Here is a 15,446-nt window from a genome sequence, read left to right as displayed (position 1 = left end):
GCCCCGGTCCGGAAACCGGGGCCCACGCGCGTCTGTGCGAGAAGAGTTCACTCCTTCGGAGGAACAGCCTTCTTCGCCGCGTCGGCGGCCTTGTCGATCTTGTCGCTGTACTTGCCCCCGGTCTTGCTGTCCGCAACGTCGGCAGCCTTGTCGATGGCGCCGTGAACCTTGTCCGCGTTCTGCGAAGCGGCTTCCCTCCCCTTACCCAGCAGGCCCTTCAGTGTGTCGACGAAACTCATCGTTCTTCCTCCTCCGGTGCATGCGCACGCACTTTCCGAGCGAGTTCGATCACTCGCCGTGCACCCAGTCTCACAGCATTGACTCTGCGACGCCAACCGTTCGAATCGTCGCGAGCGGTAATCGCTTCAGTGCACGCCCGGCAGATCTTCCGGCGCCGCGAACAGGCGGCGATGCTCACCGTGCAACAGGCCCGTCACCCACCAACCGATCTCGACGAGAACCACTCCCACGAGCCCGCACACGAGCGCGGAGGTGGTGGCACCGACGTTCGTCGGATCGAGTTTGAAGAACTCCCGCGTGAACGGCAACGCGAACAGGATGAGATATCCCGCCACGGATCCGAAGATCAGCACCAGCTTCCACCACACGTACGGCCGCGCGACCACGGCCAGCACCCACAGCGCGATCATGATCAGCGTGATCAGTGCCGACGTGCCCGCCTGGATCTTCTGTGTCTCCGTCTGATCCGGGCCCGCGTAGACGAGGAGATACGAAATGAACGTCGTGACACCGATGATCACACCCGACGGCACGGCAAGACGCATCACGCGCGGCACGAACCCGGAGCGCGCCCGCTCGTTGTTCGGAGCCAGCGACAGGATGAATGCGGGAATGCCGATGGTGAACCAGGCGGCGATCGTCACGTGCCGGGGCAGGAACGGGTACGGCACGGGCTCGAAGTGGAAGATCTGCGACAGCACACCGGTGATGCCGATGAGGAACGCCAGCAACACCGAGTACACGGTCTTGGTGAGGAACAGGTTCGAGACGCGTTCGATGTTGCCGATCACCCGGCGGCCCTCACCCACCACGTAGGGCAGGGTCGCGAACTTGTTGTCCAGCAACACGATCTGCGCCACCGCGCGGGTGGCGGGGCTGCCCGAGCCCATCGACACCCCGATGTCGGCGTCCTTGAGTGCCAGCACGTCGTTCACGCCGTCGCCCGTCATCGCGACGGTGTGACCGCGAGACTGCAGGGCCCCCACCATCTCCCGCTTCTGGTCGGGGCGCACACGGCCGAACGTGGTGGACGTCTCCAGGGTCTCGGCGAGAGCGTCGCGGTCGGCCGGCAGTTCGCGGGCGTCGACGGGACGGTCGCCGCCGGGCAGTCCGAGCGATCCGGCCACCGCACCGACCGACACGGCGTTGTCCCCGGAGATGACCTTCACCGTGACGTTCTGGCTCGCGAAGTACTCGAGGGTGTCGCGGGCGTCGGGACGCACCCGCTGCTCCAGGATCACCAACGCCCGCGGTGTGATCGCACCCGGCGCCGCGGGATGGTCGACCGGGACGTCGCAACTGCCGAGCAGGAGCACCCGCAGTCCCGAGGACCCCACTTCCTCGGCCTGCCGGGCCATGTCGCTGCCGGGATCGAGCAGGACGTCCGGCGCACCGAGAACCCAGTTGCCGTGGGCGCCGTACGACTGACCGCTCCACTTCTTCGCCGACGAGAACGGCGCTTCCGCGGTGGCGTCACCCCAACCGGGATCGTCGGGAAACGCCTCCTTGATCGCGAGGACGCTGGCGTTCGGCCGCGGGTCGGACGCCGCCATCGCGGCGAGTGCCGCACGCGACGGTCCGGTGTCGGCGGTGTCGGCGGTGTCGGCGCAGCGCAGTTCGGACAGCCGCATGCCGTTCTCGGTGAGCGTTCCGGTCTTGTCGGCGCACACCACGTCGACGCGCGCGAGACCTTCGATGGCGGGCAGTTCCTGCACGAGGCACTGCCGCTGACCGAGCCGGACCACCCCGACCGCGAATGCGATCGACGTCATCAGCACCAGTCCCTCGGGCACCATCGGGACCAGCGCGGCCACCATCCCGTTCAGCGCCGGCCGGATCGACTCGCCGCTCGAGAACAACTGGTTGTAGATGATCAGCAGACCCGCCGGAATCATCAGATACGTGATGAATTTCAGGATCTTGTCGATGCCGCTGCGCAACTCGGAGTGCACGAGCGTGAACTTGCTGGCCTCGTCCGCGAGTTTGGCGGCGTACGCGTCACTTCCGACCTTCGTGGCGCGGTAACAGCCGCTGCCGGACGCGACGAAACTTCCCGACAGCACCTGCCGGCCGACGTCCTTGTGCACGGGGTCGGCCTCACCGGTGAGGAGCGACTCGTCGATGTCGAGGGACATCGCCTCCACCACGACACCGTCGACGACGATCTGGTCGCCGGCGCCGAGCTCGATGATGTCGTCGAGCACGACCTCCCGGGGTGCCATCGCGACGGCGGCACCGTCGCGGCGGACCACCGGTTTGGTCTGGCTGACGATCGCCAGCTTGTCGAGGGTCCGCTTGGCCCGCACTTCCTGGATGATGCCGATCCCGCTGTTGGCGATGATCAGCAGGCCGAACATGCCGTCGATGATCGAACCGGTGGCCAGCACGATGATCAGGAGCACACCGAGAATCGCGTTGATCCGGGTGAACACGTTGGCGCGCACGATGTCGCGCACCGATCGGCTGGCCCGATCGGGAACGTCGTTGGTCTTGCCGGCCGCCACCCGCTCCGCCACCTGCGCGGCGGTCAGCCCCTCCACTGCGACGACTGCAACGCTGTCGGTGCCCGTTTCGTCGTATGCCATGGTCAAAGGCTACGCAACGATACTTCGCTCCGAGGGGATGCGCGCCGGACTCAGCCGAGTGCGGACCACCACGGTGTCTGGGCCGTCGGCTTCAACGCGTCGACGCGCTGTCCGGGCATCGGCACGGCCACCGGGGTGCCCTTTTCCTGCGCCGCGGCGAGCAACCGGACGATCGGCTCGGACCACGAGTGGAACGCGAGATTGAACGTGGCCCAGTGCACCGGCACCAGCAGTCCGCGGCCGGCGTGGCCGGCGTTGAGGTCGGCGTGGGTCTGCACCGCCTCCTCCGGGTTCATGTGGATGTCGGCCCACCGCGTGTCGTAGGCGCCGACGGGCAGGAGCGTGAGGTCGAACGGACCGTACCGGCGGCCCAGGTCGGCGAACCGCGGCGTGTACCCGCTGTCGCCGCCGAAGAACACCTTCCGGTTCGGTCCGGCGAGCACCCACGACGCCCACTGGGTCGTGTTCCGGACCAACCCGCGGCCGGAGAAGTGCCGGGCCTCGGTGCACGTGAGTGTGAGTTCGCCGAGCGTGGTCGACTCGTCCCAGTCGAGTTCCACGATCCGTTCCTCCGGCACCCGCCACTGACGCAGGTGCGCACCGAGCCCGACCGGAACGACGAACGGCGCCTTCTGGGTGGCGGCGAGTTGCTGCACGGTGGCCATGTCGAGGTGGTCGTAGTGATCGTGCGAGATGACGATGGCATCCAGAACGGGTAGGTCGGCGAGCGGCACCGGGGTCGGGTGCATGCGGGACGGACCGAGAATCGCGGACGGCGACACCCGATGACTCCACACCGGGTCGGCCAGCACCCGGTATCCGTCGACCTCGACGAGCACGCTCGAATGGCCGTACCAGGTGACGGCGGCGTCGGCGGCCTCGACGGGGGCGAGGGGCGTGGCCAGCGGGATCGGCCTGCGCGGACGCCCCGCCTTGCCCCGCGTGATCAGTGCCTTGACGATCCCGGTCTCCGATCCGGGCATCATCGTGCTGCCCGGATCGGTGTTGTGGAACTGCTGGTCGCGGTACCGCGGCGACGTCGCGGCATACGGGCGCACCTTGGTGCGCGACGCGCCGATCTGGGACGGAATCCCCCACGCAGCCCGCGTCAGCCACCCGAGGGCGGCGGTGGCCAGAACAGTCGTCACAGCGTTCTTCGCTTTCACCCCGACAACTGTAACCACGCGTGCGGGAAAGGTGCGCCGAGCGGCTACTGGCCCCGGAACACCGGCGGACGCTTCTCGGCGCGTGCCGTGCGCGCTTCCTGCGCGTCGTAGCTCTTCCACGCCGCATGCAACGCCGCGAGCTGCTCGGGCGGCGGCGGGCTCTGGGTGCCGTCGTCGTTGAGCACCATCTTGAGGTGTTGCAGTGACAGCGGCGCCAGGCGCGCGATCGAGTGTGCCCACTGCTGTGCGACGGCGAGGTCGCCGCGCTTGTTGGCGAGGCCGTGCGCGAGGGCCTCGTCGGCACCGACCTCTTCCGCGCCGAGCAGGATCGTTCGTGCCGGTCCGCCGCCGATCAGGGCAGCCAGACGGTGCACCGTCCATCGGTCCACGGAGATCCCGAGCTTGGCGGCCGGGATGGCGAAGCGCGCCTCGGGAGCGACCACACGCAGGTCCGCGGCGAGCGCCAGCTGACTGCCCGCGCCGATCGCGGGGCCGTTGATCGCGGCGATGACGGGGACGGGCACCGAGTCGATGGTGTGCAGCATCTCGAGCAGGGTGTCCGTGAATCCGTCGGCGTACACGTCGCCCGATAGGTCGGCGCCCGCGCAGAACGCGCTGCCCTGCCCTGTGAGAACGATCACCCGCGCGCCGTCGGTGACGGACTTCTCGGTTTCCTCCCGCAGGAGTTCGCAGATCTCGGTGTTCAATGCATTTCGACGGTCGGGGCGTTGCAGTTCGAGGGTGAAGACGTCGCCGTCACGACTCGTCCCGATCATGTCCACTCGCTTTCTTCGTGATTGCTGTCCACTGACGAATTCTCCCCTGCCCACCCGACTGGACACTTGTCAGCCAACCACAGCCGAATCGACCGGAACACACGAGCCTCTCCGGTAGTTGTGAGGGTGGAGGTGAGGACCGACATGAACAGTGATGTGGACGTGGCCGTGATCGGCGCGGGGCAGGCGGGGCTGTCTGCCGCCTACTATCTGCGCAGGTTCGGGGTGGAACCGGAGTCCGGTTTCGTGGTGCTCGATCACGCCCCGGGGCCCGGCGGCGCGTGGCAGTTCCGGTGGCCGTCACTGACACTGAGCACCGTGAACGGTGTCCACGACCTTCCCGGGCTCGGATTCGCCGACACGATCGGCGTGGACCCGAACGACCAGGAGGCCGCGCTGGTGCACGCCGCGAGCGCCGTTCCCCAGTACTTCGCGACGTACGAGAAACAGTTCGAACTGCCGGTGCACCGTCCCGTGCACACGCGGGTGGTGTGTGCCCGCGGCGATCGGCTGCGGATCGAGACCGACGACGGCGTCGTGTCGGCCCGCGGTCTGATCAACGCGACGGGAACGTGGGAACGCCCCTTCATTCCCCGGTACCGCGGCGCCGAGTCGTTCACCGGCCGCCAGGTCCACACCAAGGACTACACCTCGGCGCAGGACTTCGCGGGACAGCACGTGCTCGTCGTCGGCGGCGGCATCTCGGCGGTGCAGTTGCTGGACGAGATCTCCCGCGTCACGACCACGACGTGGGTGACGCGCCGCCCACCGGAGTTCCGGGACGAGCCGTTCACGCCCGAGATCGGCTGCGCCGCCGTCGCTCTCGTCGAGGACCGGGTCCGTCGCGGACTGCCGCCGGGCTCGGTGGTGTCGGTGACCGGACTGCCCGTGACGCCTGCGATCCGCGCCGCCCGCGAACGCGGGGTGCTGGCGCGGCAACCGATGTTCAGCGAGATCACCGCGGACGGCGTCCGCTGGCCCGACGGCCGCGAACTGAAGGTCGATGTGATTCTGTGGTGCACCGGTTTTCGCAGTTCACTCGATCACCTCGCGCCGCTGCGGCTCCGCGGGCCGGGCGGCGGGATAACGATGACGGGACGCCTGGCCACCCGGGTGGCGTCGGATCCGCGGATTCATCTCGTGGGCTACGGCCCGTCGTCGTCGACGATCGGCGCGAACCGGGCCGGGCAGGCCGCGGCCCGCGAGCTCACCCGGCATCTCGGCCTGCCGGCCGGATCAGGGCGGCCTACCTGATCAGCGACGCGATGAACGATGCCTGGTCGGGACCGGCCTGGTACATGCTGCCGAAGTGACCACCCGAGTACACCCGGTAGTCGAGATTCGTTCCTGCACCATGCATCTCGGAGACGAGCTTCTCCGTCAGCGGGATCGGTACCGACGCGTCGGTGACCCCCTGTACGAGCAGCAGCGGACGGTCGTAACCCGCGACCGGGACCTCGAGGTATTCGCGCAACGCGTCCTGCAGCGCCGGGACGTCGAGTGCCCGCGACAGCATCTGCGCCACCGACACGTTCCGGGTCATGGCCGCGAACTGCCGGAACGGCACCTCGGGGGCGGCGTCCACGAACTGCTTCCCGACCGGGGTCAGGTAGCTGTCGATGTCCAGTTGCGGGTACGCGTCACGGACCCCGGCGATCAGGTACGACATGTACACGGTGAGGCCGGCGAGGCCTTGCGGCGGAAACGAGGGACCGCTCCAGTTCGCCACCATCTCGATGTTCGACGGCACCCCGTTCGCGACTGCCCCGCGGTAGTCGAGTTCCGGCGCGTACGTGGTGGCGGCGTGTGCGGCGAACACCGCGGCTTGCCCGCCCTGGGACAGTCCGACCGCCATCCACGTGGCGGAGAGGTCGGCGACGATCTCCCTCGCCGCGCGCACGGAGTCGATCACGCTGCGTCCGGCGACCTTTCCGTCGAGGTAGGGCGGCACACCGGGGGCGCCCAGGCCCACGTAGTCGGTGGCGGCCACGGCGTAACCGAGTTGCAGCCAGCTGCTCACGTAGTCCGAGGATTCCGTGTCGACCCCGGTCACGGAGGGTGCGTCGGCGTCGGAGTCTCCGACCGTTCCGTGTGCCCACGCGATGACGGGCCATCCCCCGGCGGGCGGTGTACCGGGCGGCACGAACACCATTCCGGTGCACGGGGTGATGCCGTGCCGGTCGGTGGTCAGGTACGTCATCCGATAGGCACTGCCGGTTCCGCGGAGCCAGAGCTCCGCCGGCAATTCGGACGAGGCGACGACCGTGCCGGGGCTCGATCCGGCACGCAGCGGATCCGCACCGACAGTTGGTGCCCACAGCACGCTGACCAGTGCGAGCAACGCCACGATGCGCCACCACCTACGCACCTCTCAACGGTAGCTGCGTGGGGATGGCGCAGTACTGTAAATCGTCCACCCGGAGGGAAGGGCGGACGAACGCGACGGGGAGAGCAGCAAAGACATGAGCGACGACGGCACGATCCTGGCTCCCGGCGACACGTGCTGGCAGGTTGCCCACGCCGACCGTCTCGCGTGCATCGTCGACGCGGCGGACTACTTCCGCCATGCCAAGTCCGCGATGCTGCAGGCACGCAGGCGCATCATCCTCATCGGCTGGGACTTCGACACGAGGATCAAGTTCGAACCGGACGAGAAGACGCTCGACGGACCGAACCAGCTCGGCCGGTTCCTGGCCTGGCTGACGCGGGAACGCCCGGATCTCGACATCTACCTGCTGAAATGGAACATCGGGGCCTTCACCGCGATCGGTCGCGGCATGACGCCGATCTTCGTGGTCAACTGGGTGACCGACCGCCGCCTGCACTTCGAACTCGACGCCGCCCACCCGATCGGCTCGGCGCACCACCAGAAGATCGTCGTCATCGACGACGCGCTCGCGTTCTGCGGCGGCATCGACATGACCGTGGACCGGTGGGACACCCCGGAACATCGGGACCGCAACCATTACCGCACGCAGCCGAACGGCAAGCGGTACGGACCGTGGCACGACGCGACGACCGCCGTCGACGGGGACGCGGCGAAGGCCATCGGCGAGCTCGCCCGCACCCGGTGGAAGGCGGCCACGGGGCAGGAGTTGGCGCCGATCGACGAGGTCGCGGGAAGGTCGCCCTGGCCGGAGGGTCTGAAGCCGGCGAGCCGCTCCGTCGACGTGGGCATCGCACGCACGCTGCCGGAACTGTCCGATCGGGAGGAGGTCCGGGAGATCGAGGCCCTGTATCTGGCTGCGATCGCCGGCGCCGAGCGGTCGCTGTACATCGAGAGTCAGTACCTGGCCTCCCGCACCCTCGCCGAGGCGATCGCCGAGCGACTACGCGAACCGGACGGACCGGAGATCGTGCTGGTGCTGCCGCGCAACGCAGACGGCTGGCTCGAGCAGAAGGCCATGGACGGCGCCCGCCGCCGGTTGCTGCACCTGCTCTGGCAGGCCGATACCGGGAACCGGCTGGGCGTCTACTACCCCGTCACGGCGGGCGGTGAGCCGATCTACGTCCACGCCAAGGTGCTGGTGATGGACGACCGTCTCCTGCGCGTGGGTTCGTCGAACCTCAACAACCGGTCGATGGGGTTCGACTCCGAGTGTGATCTGGCGGTCGAGGTCACCGCTGACACGGCGAACGGAGAGGAGCTGCGGCAGACCATTCTCGGCATTCGCCGTCAGCTCGTCTGCGAGCACCTCGGTGTTCCGGCCGGGCTGTTCGAGGACACGCTGGCCGAGACGTCGTCGTTCCTGGGCACCGTGGAGGCACTGCGCGGCGGCGGCCGGACGCTCGAGAAATTCGAGCCGGAGACGGTCGAGGACGAGGACAGCCCGCTGGCCGAGAACGAACTGATGGATCCCGAACGCACACCGCCGAGCCTCTGGGAGCGCACCAGCCGGAGCCGGCTGCGGCGCAGGGTGATCCGGCGTCAGAAGGCGGCCGGTTCGGTGCCGTAGATGCGCTGGTAGTCCTTGCGGAAGGCCCGGCGCCCCAGGATCGACCACGCCATCCTGGCCGCGAAGGGCATCTCCGACAGGAACATTCGGCGCTCCTCGGGTGTCGCCCCCTGGAGGATGAAGCCGAGGAACACCAGCAGCCGGTCCTTGGGGATGGACGCGCGGCCGCGGTCGCCCATCTCCTGCCACTCGGCGAGCGTCATGAACCGCTCCGCCATCGGGAGGATGCGCTGCTCCTCCTCGCCGAGGTGCTCGTCGAGCGCGGCGGACAGGGCGGTCAGCGTCTTCGCCAGCGGTTCGCCGTCCACCGCATCCGCAGTGAACGCGGCGCCCTGCGACTGTGCCCGCGACAGCAGTTCGGAGAGGCGTTCGTGCTGTTCCTCCATCCGCAGCACCAGCGCCGCGTCGGTGGGCGCGCGGTCGAGCAGCTTCGGCCACAGCAGGTCGTCCTCACTCGTGTGATGGTGGTGGAGGGCGGTGGCGAGCTCCTCGAAGTACGTCACCACCTCCCCGGCGCGGGCTGTGTCTCCGGCGGGAACACCCCGGACGAGCGCGGGCAGTGCGGCGAACTGGCGACGGAAGCAGTTGTGGACCACCACCATCTCGCGGGTGTCGGGGCGGGCTGTGTGGGCAGTTGACGTGGTCATGCAATCAGGGTCGGTTCGGCGTCTTGGAGAGCACTTGGAGGCCACTAGTGCTTACGCTTGCTGCACGATGGTGCGTATTCGAGTACTCGGGACGCTCGAGGCGGAGGACGAATCGGGGACGATGGACCTCGGCGGCCCCCGCCAGCGTGCCGTGCTCGCGCTGCTACTCGTCGCGCGCGGCGAGGTGGTGCCGGTGGATCGGCTCATCGACGACCTCTGGCACGGCGCTCCCCCACCACGAGCGGTCGGTGCACTTCAGGCATACATTTCGAATCTGCGCCGGGCGCTGGAGCCGCACCGCGCGCCCCGGGCGGACTCCACCGTCCTGGTGAGCCGGGCCCCCGGTTACGCGCTCACCCTGCCCCCGACCGGTGTCGACGCGTGGGAGTTCGAGAGCCTCATCCGGTCGGCCGCCGACACCGGGCGAACCGATCTCGAGCACGCGCTGAGCCTGTGGCGGGGGCCGGCATTCGCCGAGGTGGCCGGTGAGCACTGGGCTCTCGCCGAGATCGCCCGGCTCGAGGAACTGCGGGTGGTCGCCCGCGAACGGCTGGTGGCAGCTGCCGTCGCGAGCGGCGACGCGGCCGGCGCCGTGCTCGACGCCCAGGCCCTGACCCGGGAATACCCGCTCCGGGAAGAGGGATGGCGGTTGCTCGCTCTGGCCTTGCACCGCAGTGGGAGACAGGCGGACGCCCTGGCCGCGTTGCGCGAGGCCCGCGGCCGGCTGGCGAACGAACTCGGCCTCGACCCCGGTCCCGCCCTGACGGAACTCGAACGCCAGATCCTCACCGGCACCGTCCCGTCTCCACCCGCACCCGCCCCCGCCGCCGGGCCCATCGACACCACGCCGGAAGCCTGGTTCCTCGGCCGCAGCGAGGAATTGGCGACCCTAACCGACCTGATGACGGACCCCGGCACCCCCGTGGTCCTCCTCGGGGGCGACGCCGGATCCGGGAAGTCGTCCCTGCTGCGCCGGTTCCGTCGAACACTGCACGCGGCCGGATGGCAGGTGGCGGTGGGTCGCTGCCCCGAAGTGGACGGCGCCCCACCCGCCTGGGCGTGGGTGGAGATCCTCCGCGCACTGCGCGAGACGGTCGACCCCGGCACCGAGACGGACGCGCTGGCGCCCCTGCTCTCCGACGACCGTTCGGACGCGGCGCGGCCGGGCGATCCGAGCGGACGGTTCCTGCTGCACCGTGCCGTCGCCGACTACATCGGGACCGTCCGCGATCACGGCCCTCTCGCCGTCGTCCTCGACGACGTCCACCGCGCCGACGAGGACACCCTGTCGATCCTCGTGCGGCTCGCGCAGCAGCGGTCGCCGATCCTGCTGCTCCTCGCGTTCCGCCCGGACGAGGTGGACCCGAGCCTGGAGAACTGCTTCGCCGATCTCGCGTCGCTGCAACCGACACGCATCCGCCTGGGCGGACTCGGACCCGAGGATTCGGCGGAGCTGATCCGGCACGTGGCGGATCGCGACCCCGATCCCGACACCCTCCGCGCACTCGCCGACCGGACCGGCGGAAACCCGTTCTACCTGCAGGAGAGCGCCCGGCTGCTGGCCAGTGAGGGCGAACTGGTCGCGACGTCGGAGGTGCCCGAGGGAGTCCGGGACGTCCTGCGCCGGCGGATCGCCCGTCTCCCCGAACTCACCGTGTCCGTCCTGCGGCTGGCCGCGGTCGTGGGCCGCGAATCCGACATCGACGTCCTCACCCGTGCCGCCGAGGTCGACGAGGACGCCGTGTTCGACGCACTCGAATCGGGCGTGATCGCCGGACTTCTCGGCGAGCCGCGCGCCGGGACCGTCCGGTTCACGCACGCCCTCGTCCGCGACACCCTCTACTCCGACCTCACCCGGCTGCGCAGGAGCCGCTGGCACGCCCGGGTCGGGACGGCACTCGAGGAATTGCGGCCGCACGATGTCGCGGCTCTCGCCCACCATTTCACCGAAGCACTGACGGCGACCACCGCGCGGCAGGCCCTCGACCACAATGTCGCGGCCGCGACGCAGGCCGCCGACCGCTACGCCCACGACGCGGAGATCGGCTTCCTCGACAACGCCCTTCGAGCGGCCGACCAGTTGCCGCCGGATACAGCGGCGTCCGTGGACGAGCGCGTCGAACTCCTCACCGAGCTGAGTCGCACGCAACTCGCCGCCGGCAGCGGACTGGCGGGGTCCCGCTCGCGGAAGCGGGCTCTCGCGCTCGCCCGGGACGCGGGCCGCACCGACCTGGCGATCCGCGCGCTGGCGTTCGTCGACACCCCGACGCCGTGGATCAATCGGCGATACGGCGAAGTGGACACGGCCGTCGTCGATCAGATCGAGGCATTGTTGCGGGACGAGGAACTGGAACGTGTGGTGCGGTGCCGGCTGCTGGTGACACTCGTCCACGAGATCGGGGCGGAGGACCACGAGCGCACCGGTTCCGCGGTCCGGGAGGCCGAGGCTCTCGCCCGCGACCTGGACGACCCGGTGCTGCTCGGGCTGGTCCTCTGCGCCGTCCACGCAGGCACCGGATCCCCGACCAGCACGCTCGGCGACAACGTCATCGGTGACGAGTTGCTCCGGATCGGTGACCGGACGCAGCTTCCCGTGTTCACCATGCTGGGCCACCACCTGCTCGCCGAGATCGCGTCCGGCAACGGTGACATCCCGGCGATCGAGCATCACATGGGCATCCAGTCGGAGCTGGCGGACCGGTATCAGTTCCAGCAGGCACAGGCGACCCGGGAGATGAGCCGCGCGATGGTCGCACACCTCACCGGCGATCTGGCCACGGCGGAAGGACACTACGCGCGCGGCCACGAGTTGATGACCCGGGCGGGTCTCGACGCCGACAGTGTGTTCGCCCTCGCGCTGTTCACGCTCCGGCTCACCGAGGGACGCGCCGGCGAACTCGAGGCGGTGATCGAGACCGTCGACAGTGCCGCGATGGACGTGATCGTCGATCTGCACGCCCTCGCGCTACTCGCCAACGGCAAACCGGACCGGGCACGTGAGGTCCGGCGTCACCTCCGCCCGGTCCGCCGCGACTTCTTCCACTCCCTGATGATGTCGCTGCGCGGCATCGTCGTCGCCGGGCTGGGTGAACGGGGCGAGGCGGCCGCGGTGCACGCGGAGCTGAGCCCGTACAGCGGCCAGATCGGTGGCGGTGACACGGCGGCGTTCGCGGTCGGCCCCGTCGACACGATCCTCGGCGACCTCGAGATGCTCCTCGACCGGCCCGAGGACGCCCGCAGGCACTACACGGCGGCGCTCGAACTGGCCGAACGCTGCGGCTGCCCGGCGTGGGTGAAGGCTGCGCGCACCCCGGTGACCACCCGCCCAAGCGAGTTCCAAGTGGGCCACTAGCCGCCGGGCGCACAGTCGGAGGCGACAGAACCAACCGGCTTTTCTGGAGGCTCCCCATGAGTTCCCTGCTCGCGCGCCTCGGCTCGGCTGCGTCCACCCATCCGTGGCGGGTGATCGCCACGTGGCTGACGCTGCTCGTCCTGGTCCTTGCCGCCGCGTCCGCGTTCGGCGGTACCAACCACGACGACTACAACGTGCCCGGTCTGCCGTCGCAGCAGGGGACGGATCTGCTGAGTGAACGATTCCCGGAGATGTCGGGGGCGGACGCCCGGGTGGTCGTGCATTCCGACGCAGGCCCGCTCGACCCCGCGGTTCTCACCGATCTCGGCACGAGGCTGGCGGAGGTGAACGGTGTGAGTTCCGTGTCGCCGCCCCGCCTGTCCAAGGATTCCGACACCGCCGTGATCAGCCTCAACTACCGCATCCCGGTCACCGACTTCCACGGCAGCGAGGGAGTCGACGCCCTCGACGCCGCGGTGGCCGACACTCAGGCGCAGGGGCTGCAGGTGGAACTGGGCGGGCAGGTCCCGGAGAACATCTCCAAGCCGTCGGGCACCGCCGAGGCGGTGGGCATGATCCTGGCGCTGATCATCCTGGTGTTCGCGTTCGGTTCCGTGGTGGCCGCCGGACTGCCCCTGGCCGTCGCGCTCGTCGGCGTGGGCATCGGCTCGGGCCTCATCACAATCATGGCCGGGTTCACCAGCATCAGCACGATCGCCCCGACCATCGCCACGATGGTCGGCATCGGCGTCGGGATCGACTACGCGCTGCTGCTCGTCACCCGGTACACCGAGGGACTGCGATCCGGGATGTCGGTGCGGGACGCCGTCGCCGCGGCCAATTCCACAGCCGGGACGTCGGTGATCTTCGCCGGGACCACCGTCCTCGTCTCCCTGTTCGGACTGCGACTGTCCGGGCTGCCGATGTACGCGTCGTTCGGCTACGCCACGTTCGCGATGGTCGGCATCGTGATGCTCACCTCGGTCACGCTGGTGCCCGCACTGTGCGGACTGGCGGGCACGCGGGTGCTGGGCAAGCGGTCCCGTGCCCGGGCCGAACGTCGCACGACGTCGCCGCTGACGGAACGGTGGGCGATCCGGGTGAGCCGCCACCCGTGGCTGTGGGCCCTGACGGCGCTCGGGGTGCTGCTGCTCCTGGCCGCGCCGGTTCTGGGCATGCGGACGTGGCCGCAGGACGCGGGCAGCGCGCCGGCCGCCAACACGATCCGTCAGGCGTACGACCTGATCGACACCGAGTTCGGGCCCGGCGCGAACGGACCCCTGATGGTGGCGGTCGACCTGAACAAGGTTCCGGCAGCCGAACTTCCGGCCATCGCGCGTGACCTCGCAGCCGAGCCCGGGGTGGCGTCGGTGACGCCCGTCCTGATGAACGCCGACTCGACGGCCGCGCTGATCTCGGTGCAACCGACCACCGGCCCGAGCGACCCCCGCAGCACGGAACTGCTGGGACGGATCCGGTCCGACGCCGCCGACGGCGTCCACGTCACCGGACTCACCGCGGCGTTCGCCGACATCTCCGCCCGTCTCGCCGAACGACTGTGGCTGGTGATCGCGTTCGTCGTCGCGCTGTCGGTCGTGCTGCTCACATTCGTGTTCCGTGCGCCGGTGGTCGCGGTGAAGGCGGCAGTGATGAACCTGCTGTCGGTGGCCGCCGCCTACGGCGTGATGGTGATGGTGTTCCAATGGGGTTGGGGCGCGCAGCTACTCGGCCTTCCTCATGCGCTTCCCGTGTCGAGTTGGGTGCCGATTCTGATGTTCACCATCCTGTTCGGACTGTCGATGGACTACGAGGTGTTCCTGCTCTCCCGGATACGTGAGCGCTGGCTCGACACGGGCGACTCGCACCGCAGCGTCGTCGAGGGACTGGCGTCGACGGGCCGGGTGATCACCAGCGCGGCCGCGATCATGGTCGCGGTGTTCGCCGGGTTCGCGCTGGACGGGGACGTGACCGTGAAGATGATGGGCGTCGGCCTCGCGACCGCGGTCCTCATCGACGCGACGATCGTGCGGATGGTGCTGGTGCCCGCGACGATGTATCTGCTGGGCAACGCCAACTGGTGGCGGCCGGGCGGACGCCGGGACGCGGCATCGGACGGGGACGCTACCGCCGCAGGCGTTCCACTTCCGCTTCGAGCGCGATGACCCGCCGGTAGAGGGCCTGGATGCTGGCCATGCACACCCCGTTCGCGTCGACCATCGCGATGCGGCGGTCGTTGGAACCGAGACCGAAGGCGGTGGCGAAATCCTGTGACATCGGGCCCAGGTGCCGCACCGACTCGTGATCGAAACCGTAGGTCCAGACGCTGAGCGGCATGTCGACGAGGCGTTCGAGCACCTCACCGGCACTTTCCGGCGGCGTCTGGACGGCAACACCGCGTTTGCGGGTCAGAACCGAGTGAAACCACGCCAGCGGGTGGCGGGTACGGGCCGCTGTTCGCGCCCGGACCCGCCCCCGACGGGTGTCGACCCACATGGAGTCAGTCGGGGAGTTCGCCGACATCGTGCTTGATCGTCGCGTCACTGAGAAGGAGTCCGACCCCGAGGGCCATGACGCCGATTCCGAGTCCGATCGCGGCTCCGCCGAGTCCGAGCATGATTCCGAGCATGTTGTCTCCTGTTCGTCGCTGGTGTGCGGGAATTCATGCCCCCGCTTTCTGAACACCTACGACTCTCGCGGCTCCGGCCCTCCGAGATAAGACACCCC

12 protein-coding genes are annotated in these 15,446 nt (G+C 69.2%); 4 read left to right on the top strand and 8 right to left on the bottom strand.

Annotation, left to right across the window (positions count from 1 at the left end):
• Nucleotides 1–47: 47 nt before the first annotated feature.
• The 4 genes from ACFWAY_RS43045 to ACFWAY_RS43030 form a co-directional block, all read right to left on the bottom strand.
• Nucleotides 48–239 (bottom strand): antitoxin, encoded by a 192-nt coding sequence (locus ACFWAY_RS43045; RefSeq protein WP_005244012.1) that lies wholly within the window; start codon nucleotides 237–239, stop codon nucleotides 48–50.
• A gap of 126 nt (nucleotides 240–365) precedes the next feature.
• Nucleotides 366–2,825: an HAD-IC family P-type ATPase gene (locus ACFWAY_RS43040; protein WP_378514792.1), complete on the bottom strand. Its 2,460-nt coding sequence runs from the start codon at nucleotides 2,823–2,825 to the stop codon at nucleotides 366–368.
• 50 nt (nucleotides 2,826–2,875) lie between these two features.
• The gene (locus tag ACFWAY_RS43035) at nucleotides 2,876–3,991 is read right to left on the bottom strand and encodes an MBL fold metallo-hydrolase (RefSeq protein WP_378514791.1); all 1,116 of its coding nucleotides are present in this window, start codon (nucleotides 3,989–3,991) and stop codon (nucleotides 2,876–2,878) included.
• Between the two features lie 44 nt (nucleotides 3,992–4,035).
• Nucleotides 4,036–4,767 carry an enoyl-CoA hydratase gene (locus tag ACFWAY_RS43030; RefSeq protein WP_037234663.1) on the bottom strand — a complete coding sequence of 244 codons (732 nt, stop codon included), beginning with the start codon at nucleotides 4,765–4,767 and terminating at the stop codon, nucleotides 4,036–4,038.
• A gap of 144 nt (nucleotides 4,768–4,911) precedes the next feature.
• On the opposite strand from ACFWAY_RS43030, the gene ACFWAY_RS43025 reads away from it, so the two are divergent.
• A complete protein-coding gene (locus ACFWAY_RS43025; protein WP_378514790.1) occupies nucleotides 4,912–6,021 on the top strand; it encodes an NAD(P)-binding domain-containing protein in 1,110 nt (369 codons plus the stop codon).
• On the opposite strand, the gene ACFWAY_RS43020 is transcribed toward ACFWAY_RS43025, so the two are convergent.
• Nucleotides 6,014–7,135: a lipase family protein gene (locus ACFWAY_RS43020; protein WP_378514789.1), complete on the bottom strand. Its 1,122-nt coding sequence runs from the start codon at nucleotides 7,133–7,135 to the stop codon at nucleotides 6,014–6,016. The two genes, ACFWAY_RS43025 and ACFWAY_RS43020, sit on opposite strands and share 8 nt — an antisense overlap.
• A gap of 94 nt (nucleotides 7,136–7,229) precedes the next feature.
• Between ACFWAY_RS43020 and ACFWAY_RS43015 the strand changes: the two genes are divergently transcribed.
• On the top strand, nucleotides 7,230–8,723 hold the full coding sequence (locus tag ACFWAY_RS43015; RefSeq protein ID WP_378514788.1) for a phospholipase D-like domain-containing protein: 1,494 nt from the start codon (nucleotides 7,230–7,232) through the stop codon (nucleotides 8,721–8,723).
• Here ACFWAY_RS43015 and ACFWAY_RS43010 read toward each other — a convergent pair.
• A complete protein-coding gene (locus ACFWAY_RS43010) occupies nucleotides 8,696–9,370 on the bottom strand; it encodes a hemerythrin domain-containing protein (protein ID WP_378514787.1) in 675 nt (224 codons plus the stop codon). The two genes, ACFWAY_RS43015 and ACFWAY_RS43010, sit on opposite strands and share 28 nt — an antisense overlap.
• A gap of 67 nt (nucleotides 9,371–9,437) precedes the next feature.
• Between ACFWAY_RS43010 and ACFWAY_RS43005 the strand changes: the two genes are divergently transcribed.
• On the top strand, nucleotides 9,438–12,722 hold the full coding sequence (locus ACFWAY_RS43005; protein ID WP_378514786.1) for a BTAD domain-containing putative transcriptional regulator: 3,285 nt from the start codon (nucleotides 9,438–9,440) through the stop codon (nucleotides 12,720–12,722).
• A gap of 56 nt (nucleotides 12,723–12,778) precedes the next feature.
• Nucleotides 12,779–14,884 (top strand): MMPL family transporter, encoded by a 2,106-nt coding sequence (locus ACFWAY_RS43000; protein ID WP_378457056.1) that lies wholly within the window; start codon nucleotides 12,779–12,781, stop codon nucleotides 14,882–14,884.
• Here ACFWAY_RS43000 and ACFWAY_RS42995 read toward each other — a convergent pair.
• Together ACFWAY_RS42995 and ACFWAY_RS42990 are read right to left on the bottom strand one after the other, a co-directional pair.
• On the bottom strand, nucleotides 14,844–15,215 hold the full coding sequence (locus ACFWAY_RS42995) for a tail fiber domain-containing protein (protein ID WP_378514785.1): 372 nt from the start codon (nucleotides 15,213–15,215) through the stop codon (nucleotides 14,844–14,846). The two genes, ACFWAY_RS43000 and ACFWAY_RS42995, sit on opposite strands and share 41 nt — an antisense overlap.
• Before the next feature lie 4 nt (nucleotides 15,216–15,219).
• Nucleotides 15,220–15,348, bottom strand: a complete 129-nt coding sequence (locus tag ACFWAY_RS42990) for a hypothetical protein (RefSeq protein ID WP_009478066.1) — start codon at nucleotides 15,346–15,348, stop codon at nucleotides 15,220–15,222.
• Nucleotides 15,349–15,446 lie beyond the last annotated feature (98 nt).

The sequence above is a fragment of the Rhodococcus sp. NPDC059968 genome, assembly GCF_042738615.1.
Classification (GTDB): domain Bacteria; phylum Actinomycetota; class Actinomycetes; order Mycobacteriales; family Mycobacteriaceae; genus Rhodococcus_F.
The sequence above is the reverse complement of the archived record's forward strand: the minus strand, read 5'-3'. Positions and strand labels throughout refer to the sequence as shown.